General features: G+C 73.2%; 14 protein-coding genes. 2 read left to right on the top strand and 12 right to left on the bottom strand.

Going from position 1 to position 13,071, the window contains the following annotated elements:
• Positions 1 to 27: 27 nt before the first annotated feature.
• A complete protein-coding gene (locus ABT170_RS18610; RefSeq protein WP_443034404.1) occupies positions 28 to 2,535 on the bottom strand; it encodes a SpoIIE family protein phosphatase in 2,508 nt (835 codons plus the stop codon).
• An 82-nt stretch (positions 2,536 to 2,617) separates the two neighbouring features.
• Positions 2,618 to 3,229, bottom strand: a complete 612-nt coding sequence (locus ABT170_RS18605; RefSeq protein WP_351868591.1) for a hypothetical protein — start codon at positions 3,227 to 3,229, stop codon at positions 2,618 to 2,620.
• A gap of 184 nt (positions 3,230 to 3,413) precedes the next feature.
• Here ABT170_RS18605 and ABT170_RS18600 point away from each other — a divergent pair, with 184 nt between their 5' ends.
• Positions 3,414 to 4,430 (top strand): PHP domain-containing protein, encoded by a 1,017-nt coding sequence (locus tag ABT170_RS18600; RefSeq protein WP_329947007.1) that lies wholly within the window; start codon positions 3,414 to 3,416, stop codon positions 4,428 to 4,430.
• Between the two features lie 53 nt (positions 4,431 to 4,483).
• Here the strand turns inward: ABT170_RS18600 and ABT170_RS18595 are convergent, their stop codons facing one another.
• Together ABT170_RS18595 and ABT170_RS18590 are read right to left on the bottom strand one after the other, a co-directional pair.
• Positions 4,484 to 4,675, bottom strand: coding sequence for a DUF6381 family protein (locus ABT170_RS18595; protein ID WP_329947008.1), 192 nt, complete (start codon positions 4,673 to 4,675; stop codon positions 4,484 to 4,486).
• 87 nt (positions 4,676 to 4,762) lie between these two features.
• Positions 4,763 to 5,140, bottom strand: coding sequence for a hypothetical protein (locus ABT170_RS18590; RefSeq protein WP_329947009.1), 378 nt, complete (start codon positions 5,138 to 5,140; stop codon positions 4,763 to 4,765).
• A gap of 87 nt (positions 5,141 to 5,227) precedes the next feature.
• On the opposite strand from ABT170_RS18590, the gene ABT170_RS18585 reads away from it, so the two are divergent.
• Positions 5,228 to 5,593 (top strand): DUF779 domain-containing protein, encoded by a 366-nt coding sequence (locus ABT170_RS18585; protein WP_329947010.1) that lies wholly within the window; start codon positions 5,228 to 5,230, stop codon positions 5,591 to 5,593.
• Between the two features lie 24 nt (positions 5,594 to 5,617).
• Here ABT170_RS18585 and ABT170_RS18580 read toward each other — a convergent pair whose 3' ends face one another.
• The 8 genes from ABT170_RS18580 to ABT170_RS18545 all read right to left on the bottom strand — a co-directional run bounded on the left by ABT170_RS18580 (position 5,618) and on the right by ABT170_RS18545 (position 12,979).
• Positions 5,618 to 6,358, bottom strand: coding sequence for a hypothetical protein (locus tag ABT170_RS18580; RefSeq protein WP_329947011.1), 741 nt, complete (start codon positions 6,356 to 6,358; stop codon positions 5,618 to 5,620).
• An 81-nt stretch (positions 6,359 to 6,439) separates the two neighbouring features.
• Positions 6,440 to 6,634, bottom strand: a complete 195-nt coding sequence (locus tag ABT170_RS18575) for a hypothetical protein (RefSeq protein WP_329947012.1) — start codon at positions 6,632 to 6,634, stop codon at positions 6,440 to 6,442.
• 135 nt (positions 6,635 to 6,769) lie between these two features.
• Positions 6,770 to 7,636, bottom strand: coding sequence for a phosphatidylinositol-specific phospholipase C/glycerophosphodiester phosphodiesterase family protein (locus ABT170_RS18570; RefSeq protein WP_351868755.1), 867 nt, complete (start codon positions 7,634 to 7,636; stop codon positions 6,770 to 6,772).
• Between the two features lie 237 nt (positions 7,637 to 7,873).
• Positions 7,874 to 8,554, bottom strand: a complete 681-nt coding sequence (locus ABT170_RS18565) for an ABC transporter ATP-binding protein (RefSeq protein ID WP_351868584.1) — start codon at positions 8,552 to 8,554, stop codon at positions 7,874 to 7,876.
• Positions 8,547 to 9,542, bottom strand: a complete 996-nt coding sequence (locus ABT170_RS18560) for an ABC transporter ATP-binding protein (RefSeq protein WP_351868581.1) — start codon at positions 9,540 to 9,542, stop codon at positions 8,547 to 8,549. Before ABT170_RS18560 ends, ABT170_RS18565 begins: the two co-directional genes overlap by 8 nt.
• Positions 9,539 to 10,396, bottom strand: coding sequence for an ABC transporter permease (locus ABT170_RS18555; RefSeq protein ID WP_329947015.1), 858 nt, complete (start codon positions 10,394 to 10,396; stop codon positions 9,539 to 9,541). The genes ABT170_RS18560 and ABT170_RS18555 overlap by 4 nt, the downstream gene beginning before the upstream one ends.
• Positions 10,389 to 11,354: an ABC transporter permease gene (locus ABT170_RS18550; protein WP_266927934.1), complete on the bottom strand. Its 966-nt coding sequence runs from the start codon at positions 11,352 to 11,354 to the stop codon at positions 10,389 to 10,391. Before ABT170_RS18550 ends, ABT170_RS18555 begins: the two co-directional genes overlap by 8 nt.
• Positions 11,355 to 11,377: 23 nt before the next feature.
• Positions 11,378 to 12,979, bottom strand: a complete 1,602-nt coding sequence (locus ABT170_RS18545; RefSeq protein WP_351868577.1) for an ABC transporter substrate-binding protein — start codon at positions 12,977 to 12,979, stop codon at positions 11,378 to 11,380.
• Between the last annotated feature and the right edge of the window lie 92 nt (positions 12,980 to 13,071).

Genomic DNA, 13,071 nt, shown 5'->3' with positions numbered 1-13,071 from the left:
GTTCCGCGCCCGCCGGACGGCGAGGGCTCAGTCCGCCGCCGTCCAGCGGGAGGCGAGCAGCAGCGCGATGTCGTCGGGCCGGTCCTCGGCCTGTCCGGCCTCCTCGATCACCCGGTCCGCGATGTCGCCGAGCGGCGCCGGGCCGAACTCGGCGATGGTGCTGCGCAGTCGCTCGATGCCCTCGTCGATGTCGGTCCCCGCGCGCTCGATGAGCCCGTCGGTGAACAGGGCCAGCGTCGCTCCCGGGCCGAGCCGGAATTCGGTGACCGGGTAGACCGCCGCGCCGTCGATGCCGAGGACCACTCCGCCGGAGAGGTCGAGCACCTCCGTCGTGCCGTCGGCGTGGCGCAGCACGGGCTGCGGGTGCCCGGCCCGGACGGCCTGGGTGCGGCCGGTGACCGGGTCGAGGACGACGTAGCAGCAGCTGGCGAACTGGCCGGGATCGAGGTCGATGAGCAGTTTGTTCGTCCCGCTCATCACCTCCTGCGGGTCGTGCCCGCTGAGGGCGAAGGCCCGTACGGCGCTGCGTAGCTGGCCCATGGTCGCGGCCGCCGCCACACCGTGCCCCTGTACGTCCCCGATGACCAGCGCGAGCCCGCGGCCGGTCTCGATGACGTCGTACCAGTCGCCGCCGACCTCCATGCCCTGGGTACCGGAGAGATAGCGGGCGGCGGTGTCGACGCCCTCGATCTCGGGCAGCCGGTGCGGCAGCAGGGCGTCCTGGAGGCCGCGGGCCAGCGCCGATTCGCTGTCGTAGCGCTGCGCCCGCTGGAGGGCCTGGGCGATGAGCCCCGCCAGTGCGGTGAGGACGGTGCGTTCCTCGGGGCTGAAGCCGCGGGGCTGGTCGAAGCCGAGGATGCAGGAGCCGACCGGCCGGCCGGAGGCGATCAGCGGCAGGAAGGCCCGTGCTCCCACGTCGGCGTCCATGGGGATGCCGGGGTAGGCGCCCGCCAGCCGCTGCATGGACTCGAAGAAGAGGGGACGGCCCGTGGTGAGGGTCTCCACGCCGGGAATGCGGACATCGAGCCCGACTCCGTCGAACCGGTCGAGGAACCCCTTCGGGAAGCCGGTCTCCCAGGCCAGGTAGAGGTGGCGTTCGCTCAGCAGGTAGATGGCCAGCTGTCTGCCGCCGAAGGCGGGCAGCAGCTCCTCGGTGACGACGGCGGACACCTGACGGGCGGTGACCGCCTCCGTCAGGGCGATGGCGAGGGCGACCGGCCGGTACAGGGCGGCGGACCGGTCGGCCGGGGAGCTGAGTCCGGCTCCGGGTGTGAGCACGGACTCCGGCGCGTAGGCAGGCCGGTCGGCGTCGTCGAGCACGACCGTCACCCCTTCGTGGCCCGGGTACATGGAGACGGAGAGCCATCCGCCGGAAGCGGGGCGGGCCAGGAAGTGGACGGGTTCGTCGGAGAGCAGGGCCGCCCGGTGGTGGTCCTCGTAGGCGGGGTGCCCGAACCACGGCATGGTCTCCCACAGGACGCGTCCGACCAGTTCCCCCCGGCCGCGGGCGAGGAGCTTCTCGGCGAGCGGGTTCACATAGGTGATCCGGCCGAGCCGGTCGAGCGAGAAGACGCCGCGGGGCAGCCGGTCCGCGGCTTCGGCGACGAGCGGGCCGGCTCCCAGGTCCACCACGAAGCCGGTGAGGTGGTCCGTCGTGCCGGCTCCCCGGGGGTGCGCCCGGTGTCCCGAGAGTTCCAGCAGGTGAGAGCGGCCGTCGGGGCCGCGCAGCCGCATTCTTCGCACGACGGGGCCCGCCGACCCGGCCGCCTCGTGGGCGAGCGCCCACAGCCCGTACACGTCCTCCGGGACCAGTCGTGCGGCCAGGGCGTCGACGGTGCCCGGGAAGTCGGCGGACGTGGTGCCGAGGATCGCGCACATCTCCTCGTCGGCGGCGACGGTCCCCTCGCCGAGATTCCAGTCGAAGCGGCCGATCCGCAGCGGAGGCGCGGGGGCCGCGGGCATCTGGACGGGCAGCGGCTCGCTGTCCCACAGGCACGGCGATCCGCCCGACTCCCGTCGCGCGACGGCGGCGCCGAGCCGCCGGGCCAGTTGCTGGAGCCGCTCGCTCACCGCCGGTTCGACCGGCTCCCCGGGCCTGGCGGGGCGCAGGACGAACAGAACGCCCGCCCGTCCGCGGCCGGCCAGGACCGGGACGTAGAGCGAGCCGAAGGGGAACGGCAGCCCGGCCATCAGCTGCGGGAAGCGGCGCATGGCCTCCTCCGCGTCGGCGAGGAGCACCGGTCTGCCGGAGCGGTAGGCCTCGGAGACCGGGAAGGGCCGGTTCACATGCATGCGCCACCAGGGGCGGAACAGCGGGCCGGGCAGCCCCGCGAGGGCCGCCAGCCGCAGCAGTCCGGGCGTCCGGGAGCGCAGATAGACCCCGCCGGCGTATCCACCGGCGGACTCGATCGCGCTCACGGCAGCCTGGGCGAGCACCAGGGACAGTTCGTCCGGTACTCGGCCTGCGTCCGCTCCCCCGGCCACAGCCCCGCTCGGATCGCGCGGAGTGTGCCGGGCCGCACCGTACCGGGTCACACAGCCAGCATGCTCACTGCTGCCGTGCGGCGCACCTTCGCGGGCCGTTCTCCGGTGGCTGCCGGCGGACGGCGGGCGCGGCTCAGTGGAGCTTGGCGACGGCGGTGCCGGTCGTCGTCCTGAAGCCTTCCAGCGGTGCGCCGTCGAGATCGCCCAGCTGCCCCCATTCGAGTACGGTCACCGTCCGGCCGTCGCGGCCGACGGAGTGGAGGCCGATGTCGGTCGAGCCGACGTCCGGGCGGGACGTGTCGACGCTGTAGATGTGCGCGCCCTCCTCGACATCCACCCGCCCGTGGTAGAAAGCCTCGCCCTCCAGCCCGGGGTCCTGCTCCTTGAGCCGGTCCAGGCAGCTTTCGAGCGCGCCGCGGATCTCGGCGGCCAAGGCCGTCGCCTGTGCCGTGGTGGCGGCGACCGTGGTCGTCTGGCGCGCACCGGTGTCCAGCTCGGTCCAAAAGTCGCGGTGGCTCGTGGTCGCCGCGGGAGCGATCCCGGCGGTGCATACGGAGCCGGAGCCGGGCAGTCCCTGACGCACCGGACCGGCGGTCCACGGGGTGAGGGAGGCGGGCAGCTCCGAGGCCGAGAGGAACCTCGGCGGGGCGGGAGCGGCCGGGGCGGCGGCCGAGGCCGTGCCGGGCGCCACGATGGTCATGCACACGGCTGTGGCGGTCATGACGGCCGAGCGGATCTTGTTCATGGATTTGCTCCCCGTTTCGGTGGCCGGGCTGAACAGTCACCAGCCTCCGCGCCCGACGGGGCCGTGACAAGCACGACGCGTACACATCTGCGGGGGCGCGGCGGCGGGAAGCCCCGATCCGGGCCATGCTGGTTGCGGGCGTACCACGGAGCGCCGCTGTCACGTGCGCCCCCGGGAGGTGCCGATGGATCCGGTCACCGCCTTGCGGCGGATCGCGTTTCTGCTGGAGCGGTCGCAGGCCGCCACGTACCGGGTGCGGGCGTTCCGCCGGGCCGCCGGGGCGGTGGCCCGGATGCCGGAGAGCGAGCTCGCGGAGCGGGTGGCACACCGCTCGCTCGAAAGGGTGAGCGGCATCGGCCCCCGCACGGCCCAGGTGGTCCGTGAGGCGTGGGAGGGCGGGGTGCCGGAGTATCTGGACCGGCTGGAGACGGAGGCCTCTGTTCCGCTCAGCGGCGGGGGTACGGCGATGCTCGCCCGGCTGCGTGGCGACTGCCATGTCCACTCCGACTGGTCGGACGGCGGCAGTCCGGTCGAGGAGATGGGGCGGACGGCGATCGGGCTGGGGCACGAGTGGACCGTGCTCACCGACCACTCCCCCCGGCTGACGGTGGCCCGCGGGCTGTCGCCCCGGCGACTGCGCGCGCAGCTGGAGGCGGTGGCGGAGCTGAACGAGCGGTGGGCGCCGTTCCGGCTGCTCACCGGCATCGAGTGCGACATCCTTCCGGACGGATCGCTCGATCAGGAACCGGATGTGCTGGAGCGGCTGGATGTGGTCGTCGTGTCGGTGCACTCCAAGCTGCGCATGGAGGCGCGGGCGATGACCCGGCGGCTGGAGGCTGCGGTGCGCAGTCCGTACGCCGATGTGCTGGGCCATGTGACCGGGCGGCTCCTCTCCGGCCGGGGCCGGCCGGAGTCGGAGTTCGACGCGGACCGGGTGTTCGCCGCGTGTGCCGAGGCGGGAACCGCCGTGGAGATCAATTGCCGTCCCGAACGGCTGGATCCGCCGCGCCGGCTGCTCCGCCGGGCCGTCGGAGCGGGTGTGCTGTTCGCGGTCGACACGGACGCGCACGCCCCGGGGCAGCTCGACTGGCAGATCCTGGGCTGTGCGCGCGCCGAGGAGTGCGGGGTGCCCGTGGAGCGTGTCATCACGTCGTGGACCGCCGACCGGCTGCTGGAGTGGACCTCGCCGGGCGGCCGGTGAGGTCCTCGCTCCCCCACGGCCGCGCCCGGGTGGGGCCGTGCTGTGCCCGGCGGCTACTTCGTCGGGTGGACGTCCGCGCCGGCGGTTCCGCTCTGCCGCTCGCTGCGGTCACGGATCGTCCGGGCCTTCCTCTCCAGGCGCTCCCGTTCCTGCGGATCCGTCGCGCGCTCCGCGGCCTCGGTCAGCTGCCGGGCCTTCTCACGCATCTGCCGGGCCAGGTTCGCCGGTTCGTCGACACCGCTCATCGTCGCTCCTCGGACGGTAGGGACCACCCTCGTCGTGGTCCGACGTCCTCAGCGAACCAAAGCCCCGGCGCCCCCGCATCCCGGCGCCTACAGCACGGACCCCGGGTCGTCGTCGGGGCCTTCGGCCTCGACCCGGAGCGCGAGGTCCCGCAGCACATCGGTGGACGTCACGTCCGTCTGTCCGGAGTCGTGCACCTGCGCCAGCATCGTGAAGGCGAGGGTGAACGCCCCCACGAGCTGCTCCACCGCACCACCGACCTCGCGCCCGACGACGCTGACCACCTCCTCGACGGAGAAGTCCTCGGGGATGGAGATGTGCGGCATCGTCTCGTTCAGCAGGGCGGTCACGGCACCGGCACCGGTTTCCAGGTCGTCCCGGTCCAGGTCCGCCTCCAGCAGCCGCTGCATCTCCCCGGCCTCGGTGAGGATGCCGATCACTCGCTTCACAACTTCCCTCTGCTCCATGTCGCGAGCATAGGGCGTGCAACCTTTCCGCAACGTCAGGCGGAGTTGACTGGGTCCGTCCGTGACCGGTCGGGGAAGGACTGACGCATGAACGGTGTTCCGGTCGCTCCGGCCGTGGAGCTCACCCCTGCCGCCGCCGGTCTGCTGCGGCGGCTCCGGGCGGCCCACGGCCCGTTGATGTTCCACCAGTCCGGCGGCTGCTGCGACGGCAGCGCGCCCATGTGCTACCAGGCCGGTGAGTTCCGCACCGGGAACGCCGATGTGCTGCTCGCGGAGCTCGCCGTCGAGGGTGTCGCCGAGCCGGTGCCCTTCTGGATGTCCAGGAGCCAGCACGAGGTGTGGGCCCACACCCGGCTGATCGTCGATGTGGTGGAGGGGCGCGGCGGCGGGTTCTCGCTGGAGGCGCCGGAGGGGGTGCGCTTCCTCATCCGCTCCCGGCTCGTGGGCGGATGAGCGCCGGTCCGGTGAGGGGGCGGCTCAGCGCCGGGGGCGCCTTTGCCGGGACCGGTTCTCCAGCATGGCCCGGCGGATCCCGGCCGCGGCCGACCGGGCGTGCTCCGGGGTGGCGGTGCGGTCGGCGACCGAGGTGACGAAGCGGTGCGTGGGGCGGCGGCAGTGGCCGCACGGCGCGTCGGTGGTGATCAGGTGGCCGTCCTCGCACTGCGGGTCGGAGCACTGCCCCGGCCGCAGCAGCCGGTCGGCGATGTCCTCGGCACTCCAGCGGCGCCGGCCCTCCTCGTCCTTCTCGTTGAGGGCGTGGGCCCAGCGGAGGTTCCAGCGGCGCTCGATGCGTTCGCGGAGCGCTCCGGCGGTGCGCCGGCCGAGTTCCTGGTGGATGAGTTCCCGGACGGACTGCGGCACACGGCCGCCGAAGGCCTGCATCAGGGCGGGCGGCAGGGCCTGGAGGACGTAGCCCTGCGGGTTCCCCTTCGCGCCCTCGCGCCACCGCCGGCACTCGCAGGAGCCGTCGGGCCGCCTCGGTGTCCGGCAGCGGCCGCACAGACCGCGGCACTCGGCGCAGAGTCCGTCGTCGAGTCCGTCCAGCTGGGGCGCGGGGGCCCGGCCGCAGTCGCGGCAGCAGGAGGCGCACGGCCCGCAGAGGCGTTCGTTGCCCACCTTGGCCGACCAGGTCCGCATCTGGCACCGGCAGCAGAGCCCGTTGTTGCAGTACTCGTGGTGGGCGGCGCCCGAGTGCCGTCCGGGAGGCGGGAAGGACATTGCCCCATTGTGCGGGATCCGGCCGTGCTCCGACGAACCGTGCGCCGGGGCGGCCGGGCCGGTACCGGGCGCCGGGTGCGGTCAGGGGTTCAGGCTGCCGACCACGTTCGCGGTGGCGGCGATGCCCTCCTGGATGGTCGGCGCCATGCTCGTGCCCGCGAGGAAGAACCCGAACAGGGCACAGACCAGTGCGTGCGAGATCTTCAGTCCGCCGTTGCGCAGGAAGATCACCGCGAGGATCAGCATGAGCAGCACCAGTGAGATCGAAACGGCCATGGCCAACCTCCTCCGCCGCGCCTGGATTGCGGCATTCGGCCGCCAGTGTGGCGCAGCGGAGGAACCGTTCGGCGCACCGGCGTGTCCGCCGAACGGGTAGACACGGGCAGGGGTGCCGGCCGCCCCGGACGGTGCTCAGCCCCGGGCGCGCAGGAAGCGTTCGAGGCCCGCCAGGTCGTCGGTGTTCAGATGGTCGGCCCCCGCCGCGAGCAGTTCCGTCCAGACGGCGTCGCGCGCGGGTCCCGCGAGGTCGGGCGTGGCCCAGAAGCGGACGCGCTGACCGCCGCGGTGGGCGGTGTTCACCAGGGCCGCGAGCCGCTGCCGCTCGGCGGCGGGGAAGGGGCCCGTGCCCAGCCAGCCGAAGGACTGGGTCCAGTTGCCGCTGATGAGCGGGACGAGGGAGGCGGTGGCCGCCGTGCCGAGGTCCTCGGGCCGGCCGTCGTAGAAGGCGTACCGGGTGCGCTGGGCCTCCATGGGGGCGCGCGCGGCGCGGTCGCCGGAGATGACGGGGGTGACCGCTCCGGTGCGGACGCGGCCGTGGCTGTAGCGGGTCAGCATCCGGCGGTAGCGCCGGAGCTGCCGGTCCAGTTCGAGGTAGGCGGCCACACCGTCGGCCTTGATGTCGATCAGCAGCTGCACCGGGCGGCGGTCCCCGGGGTGGACGCTGCCGTGGTTCGCCCGGACCCGGGCGAGCAGCGGGTCGAGGTAGAGCGAGGCGAGGGTGCGTGCGGGGTCCAGGTCGGTGGCCTCGTGGGCGACGAGCAGTTCACCGTCGACCAGGAACACGTCCGCCTCGACACTGGTGAAGCCGTGTTCGAGCGCGTCGTGGAGCGGGCGGGGGTGGAGGTAGTCGTTGTGCGCGTGGGCGTGGCGCAGCGGACGCGGGCCGTGGGGGCGGCCGGGGGTGCCGGCAGCGGCGGCCGAGCCGATGGGGAGGACCGCCCCGGCGGCTGCCGCGGCGAGCGCGGTGGTGACGACTCTGCGGCGGGTCAGGTGTGCCATGGCCATGGGATCTCCTGAAGCGGTGGGAGAGGCGGGGCGATGGGGAGGGACCCGACCGAGTATGGGGGCGCGCACCACCTCTACGGCAGGTACCTGCCAAGAGTTGGAGCGGTCGTCGTCCGCCCGTCGGCTCTGCTGCGCCTGCCGTTCCCCCGGCCTTCGGGCCCCCGCGGCTCCCGGGTGCCGGAAGGTCAGGGGGCCGTCGTCCAACGCGGGTTGCCGGTCACCGGGGCGGCGTCACCCGCCTTCCGGCAGCCCGCCGGTCCCGGCCTGTTCGTCCCAGCGGACGATTCGGTCGCACCAGCGCTCCAGCAGTACCCGGTCGTGACCCACCGCCAGCAGGGCCGCGCCGGACTCCTCGCGGTAGGACTCCACGACGGCCACCAGGGCGGCGGTCGTCGAGGCGTCGAGCATCGCGGTCATCTCGTCGCAGATCAGCAGCCGCGGCCGCAGGACCAGGGCACGGGCGAGGCAGGCCCGTTGCAGCTGCCCGTCGCTCACCGCGTGCGGGCGGCGCTCCAGCAGTTCGGCGGTCAGCTGGACCCTCGCGGCCAGCTCCCCCACCCGGTCCGTCACTTCGCGGCGCCGCCCGGTGGCACGCAGGGGCTGTGCGATGAGCTCGCGCAGGCTCAGCCGGGGGTCGGCGGAGAGGCGGGGCTGCTGGAAGACGACGCCGACCGCGGTGCGCTGCTCCCTCGGGGCGCGGTGCCGCCAGCCGCGTACCACTTCGCCGCCGAGGGTGACGGTGCCGGCCTCGGGGCGGTGCAGCAGGGCGGCGACCCTGGCCAGGGTGGACTTGCCGCATCCGCTCGGGCCGAGCAGAGCGACCGCCTCGCCCGCGGCGACGCTCAGGGAGACGTCCCGGACGACGGGGCGGCGCGGTTCGTATCCGGCGGTGATGCCGGTGAGTTCAAGCATCGGTCCGCTCCTTGCTCCGTCGGTCGTCGTCGGCGGACAGGCGGTGGTGGCAGGCGACCGTCCCGTCGAACACGGGCAGTCGCCCGCACCGTTCGTCGGCGCGGGCACAGCGGGCGGCGAAGGCGCACCCCTCCGGCAGCGCTCCCAGCTCCGGCGGCATGCCGGGGATGGGCGCGAAGTCCCGCTCCGGCAGCGCGTCGAGCAGGCCGCGCGCGTACGGGTGCCGGGGTCCGGGCCCTTCGAAGAAGCGGCCGGCGTCGGCGAGTTCGACGATGCGCCCGGCGTACATCACGGCCACCCGGTCGGCGATCCGTTCGGCGGCGGCCAGGTCGTGGGTGATGAGCAGGAGCGCCCGGCCCTCGTCGGTGTGGCGGCGCAGTTCGTCCACGGTCCGCTCCACCAGGTCCCGGTCGAGTCCGGTGGTCGGTTCGTCGGCGAGGAGCAGCGGTGCGTCGCCGATCAGGGCGAGGGCGGTGGCGGCGCGCTGGGCGAGACCGCCGGAGAGCTGGTGCGGGTAGCGGTCGAGGTGGCCGGCGGGGAACGAGGCGCGGGCGGCGGCCGCCTCCGCCGCCTCACGCAGCGCCGGTTTGCGCACGCCCGTCAGCTCGCGGAGGGTCTCCTCCAGCTGGCTGCGGACCGTGCGTACGGGGGTGAGATGGGCGGCGGGGCTCTGCGGGACGAGCCCGATGCGCCGGCCGCGTACGGAGCGGGCGAGGGTGCGTTCATCGGCGGCGAGCAGATCGGTGTCCCCGTCCAGGACGGCGCTGCCCGTGCTGCGGGCGTTGCCGGGCAGCAGCCCGAGCAGGGCGGAGGCGAGCACCGACTTGCCGCATCCGCTCTCCCCTACCAGCGCCAGGCACTCCCCGGCCGCGAGGTCGAAGCGGGCGTCGGTGACGGCGGCGACGTGCCGGCCGCCGCTCAGCCGGAAGCGGACGGAGAGCCCCCGTACGGACAGGACCGGGGGCCGGGCGTCGGGTGAGGGGGTCACAGCATCAGCTCCGATCGGCGACGCGGATTGATCCGCTCGCGCCAGGCACCGGCGAGGCCCGCCAGGGCGAGCGTCGGAATGATCAGGAAGAGACCGGGGAAGAGCGTCGGCCACCAGTCACCGGCGAGCAGGGATCCGCGTGCGGACTGCACGAGATTGCCGAGGCTCGCCTGATGGGCGGGCAGGCCGAGGCCCAGGAAGGACAGCGCCGACTCGTGCCACATGGCGTGCGGCACCATGAGTACGGCAGCCAGCCCGGCCTGCGGCAGCACTCCGGGCAGCAGGTGGCGGACGATGACCCGGCCGCGCGAGGCGCCCCCGGAGACCGCCGCGTCGATGAAGGGGCGCGAGCGCAGCGAGAGCACTTCGGAGCGGACGATCCGTGCCGTGGACAGCCAGTGGGTCACGGCCACGGACACGATCACCGGCCAGACGCCGGGCCGGAACATCGCGACGACGAAGATGCCGAGCAGCAGGTGCGGTACGGACGAGAAGGTGTCCACCAGCCGCATCACGATCCGGTCCGTCCAGCCGCCGAACGCCGCGGCGAGCGCGCCGACCGCGGTGCCGATGACGGTGGCGGTGAGGGCGGCGACAAGCCCGACGAGCAGGGAGACGCGCAGTCCGTAGACACAGCGCAGCAGCAGATCCCGGCCGACGTCGTCCGTGCCGAACGGATGGGCGAGGGAGGGAGGCCGCAGCTTGGCGGAGAGGTCGACGGCCTGCTGGTCGAGCTGGGCCAGCGGAGGTACGACCAGGACGGCCAGCAGCACGGCGGCCACGACCACCGCTGAGGTCACCACCCGGATGCGGCGGTCGGCGCGGCGTGGGGAGGCGAGCACGGCCTCAGCCATCGAAGCCCACTCTCGGGTCGGCGAGTCCGTACAGCAGATCGGACAGGAGGTTGCCCAGCAGCACCGCCGCGGTGGCGAGCACCGTGAGGGCGGCGAGCAGCGCGAAGTCCACCGAGGTCGCGGCCTCCACGGTGGCCGCGGCGATCCCGGGCCAGCTGAAGACCGTCTCGACGAGGAGTGCGCCGGTGATGAGTTCGGGTACCCGGGAGCCGATCAGCGTGAGCATCGGCAGCATGCCGGAGCGCAGGCCGTGGCCGAGCAGCACGGTGCGCTCGCGCAGTCCGCGGGCGCGGGCGCCGCGCACCGGGTCCTCGTCCAGGGCGTCGGCGACGCCCTGGCGTACGTACAGGAAGAACCACGGCAGCTGGGAGATCCCGAGGACGGCCGCGGGCAGGACCAGATGGGAGGCGACCTGTCCGAAGGTGACGGTGTCGCTGGCGGCGTCGGTGAGTCCGCCGGCCGGCAGGACGTCCAGTTTCAGGGCGAAGAACCAGATGGCCAGCAGCCCGAGCCAGAAGGCGGGGGCGGCTTCCAGGGTGTACGCGGCCGAGCTGACACAGCGGTCGAGCCAGCCGCCCGGCCTGCGGGCGGCCAGGACGCCGAGGCCCGTGCCGAGCAGGATCGCGACGGCGAAGGCGGTGGCGGCCAGCAGGACGGACCAGCCGATGCGTTCGCCGATGACATCGGCGACGGGCTGGCGCATCACGCTGGAGTCGCCGAAGTCGCCCCGGAGCGCGGCGGTGAGCCAGTTCCACCAGCGGGCGGTCAGGGGCTGGTCGACGCCGAGGTTGGCGCGGAGCTGGTCGAGGTTCTCCTGCGAGGCGGTGAGGCCCGCGGTGCCCGCGTAGGCCTTGACGGGGTCGAAGGGGGAGGCGGCGGCGACGGCGAACACGCCGAAGGTGACGACGCCGAGGACGGGCACGGCGAACAGTGCCCGCCGTCCCGCCATCCGCGCCATCGGCCCCCAGGGGAGGCGGTGGCTCACTTCTCCGAGCCCCCGGGGATCCACTTCTCGACGTTCCACCAGGGGCCGGAGGCCAGGCCGTGGTCGTGCGGTTCCACCTGGGTGGTGAGCGGGCCGAACCGGTCGTCGACGACGTAGAGGTGGTCGATGTGGGTGAGGAAGGTGTAGCCGGGGTTCTTCACCAGTTCCCGCTGGACGGTGTCGTACGCCGCCTTGCGGGCGGCCTTGTCACCGCTCCGGCGGCCCGCTTCGAGGGCCGCGTCGACGGCCTTGTTGTCGTACTGGGCCATGTTGTTGAAGCCGTCTCCCGCGAGGGAGGACTTCAGCAGGGTGTACTGGTCGAAGTCGGGGTCGGCGGGCGATCCGCCCCCCGCCAGGACGGCGTCCTGCTTCATCCGGGGCTCGATGACTTCCCAGGTCCCGGCCTCGGCGGTGATGTCGATGCCCGCCTTCTTGGCGTCGGAGGCGTAGGCGAGGGCGTGTTCCTGGCGGAGCTTGTCACCGGTGAGGTACCAGAGCGGGAAGGCGGCGCGCACCCCGTCCTTGGTGCGGATGCCGTCCTTGCCCGGCTTCCAGCCCGCCGCGTCGAGGATCTGCTGCGCGGCGGCGAGGTCGTGGCGGCGCTCGGTTCCCCGGGTGAACCACTCGCTGTCGGTGGGAACGGGCCCGTAGGCGGGCCTGCCCTCGCCGTTGAGGATGGAGTCGACCATGGCCTGCCGGTCGACGGCGACATCGAGCGCGCGCCGGACGGCGGTGTCACCGGCGACCTTGTTGTGGGTCGGCAGGGTCACCGTGCGGTAGTCGTACGTCGTGGCCGCGTAGGTCTTCCTGCCCTCGCCCTTGAAGCCCTTGGCGAGGTTGGGCGGCAGGATCGCGCCGTCGAGGTCTCCGGAGCGCAGCCGGGTGGCGCGCACGTCGTCGTCCTTGATGATGGCCATGGTGAACTTCTTGATCTTCGGTGCGCCGCCCCAGTAACCGGGGTTGGCCTTGAAGCTCAGCTTCTCGCCCTTGGACCACTTGGTGAGCAGATAGGGCCCGGTGCCGATGGGGTGGGTGGTGAAGGCGCCGGTGTTCACGTCCTGCTTGCCCGCGATGTGTTCGGGGGCGATGGGCAGGACGGTGCGCTGGGCGAAGGGCGCGTAGGGGTACTTCAGGGTGAAGACGACGCTGTCGTCGCCGACCGCCTCGACGGTCTTCACCGCGTCCAGTTCGGTGCGGGAGGCGTTGTTCGTCCTCTCGTCGAGAATGGTGCGATAGGTGAAGACGACGTCCTTCGCGCCGAACGGCTTGCCGTCGCTGAACGTGACGCCCTTGCGGAGCCGGTAGGTGTACGTGAGCCCGTCGCCGCTGACCTCGGGCAGGGCGGTGGCGAGTGCGGGCCGCAGCGTCATCGCGCCGTCGAGGGCGAGCAGCCCGTCGAAGATCTTGGAGTTGCCGTCCTTGCCGTAGCCGAGCAGCGGGCTGAGGCTGTCCGGCTCGTACGCGATGCCGACGACGGCCGAGTCCGCGGAACCCGAACCGCCGCCCGGACTCTCCGGATTCGAGCAGGCCGCCGCGGACATCGACAGCACGGCCGCCAGCGTGGTGGCGACCGCTCCCCGTACCGATCGGGCCGTCATACTCTGCACATCCCTATTGAAGATCGAATGTTATTGCGAACCGATCGCAATTAAACAGCACGTAAAGAGCCTCGCCCACCCCGCCCTCACCT

The sequence above is a fragment of the Streptomyces sp. NPDC001787 genome, from assembly GCF_040297465.1.
Taxonomy (GTDB): domain Bacteria; phylum Actinomycetota; class Actinomycetes; order Streptomycetales; family Streptomycetaceae; genus Streptomyces.
Note: the sequence above shows the minus strand (reverse complement) of the source record. Positions and strands in the feature narration are given on the sequence as shown.

Excerpts from the sequence above, each read along its gene's own strand:
- ABT170_RS18575 (WP_329947012.1), bottom strand. The coding sequence starts at position 6,634 with ATGGCCGTTTCGATCTCACTGGTGCTGCTCATGCTGATCCTCGCGGTG.
- ABT170_RS18550 (WP_266927934.1), bottom strand. The coding sequence starts at position 11,354 with ATGGCGCGGATGGCGGGACGGCGGGCACTGTTCGCCGTGCCCGTCCTC.
- ABT170_RS18585 (WP_329947010.1), top strand. The coding sequence starts at position 5,228 with ATGAACGGTGTTCCGGTCGCTCCGGCCGTGGAGCTCACCCCTGCCGCC.
- ABT170_RS18545 (WP_351868577.1), bottom strand. The coding sequence starts at position 12,979 with ATGACGGCCCGATCGGTACGGGGAGCGGTCGCCACCACGCTGGCGGCC.
- ABT170_RS18590 (WP_329947009.1), bottom strand. The coding sequence starts at position 5,140 with ATGGAGCAGAGGGAAGTTGTGAAGCGAGTGATCGGCATCCTCACCGAG.
- ABT170_RS18570 (WP_351868755.1), bottom strand. The coding sequence starts at position 7,636 with ATGGCACACCTGACCCGCCGCAGAGTCGTCACCACCGCGCTCGCCGCG.
- ABT170_RS18605 (WP_351868591.1), bottom strand. The coding sequence starts at position 3,229 with ATGAACAAGATCCGCTCGGCCGTCATGACCGCCACAGCCGTGTGCATG.
- ABT170_RS18555 (WP_329947015.1), bottom strand. The coding sequence starts at position 10,396 with ATGGCTGAGGCCGTGCTCGCCTCCCCACGCCGCGCCGACCGCCGCATC.
- ABT170_RS18580 (WP_329947011.1), bottom strand. The coding sequence starts at position 6,358 with ATGTCCTTCCCGCCTCCCGGACGGCACTCGGGCGCCGCCCACCACGAG.
- ABT170_RS18600 (WP_329947007.1), top strand. The coding sequence starts at position 3,414 with ATGGATCCGGTCACCGCCTTGCGGCGGATCGCGTTTCTGCTGGAGCGG.
- ABT170_RS18565 (WP_351868584.1), bottom strand. The coding sequence starts at position 8,554 with ATGCTTGAACTCACCGGCATCACCGCCGGATACGAACCGCGCCGCCCC.
- ABT170_RS18595 (WP_329947008.1), bottom strand. The coding sequence starts at position 4,675 with ATGAGCGGTGTCGACGAACCGGCGAACCTGGCCCGGCAGATGCGTGAG.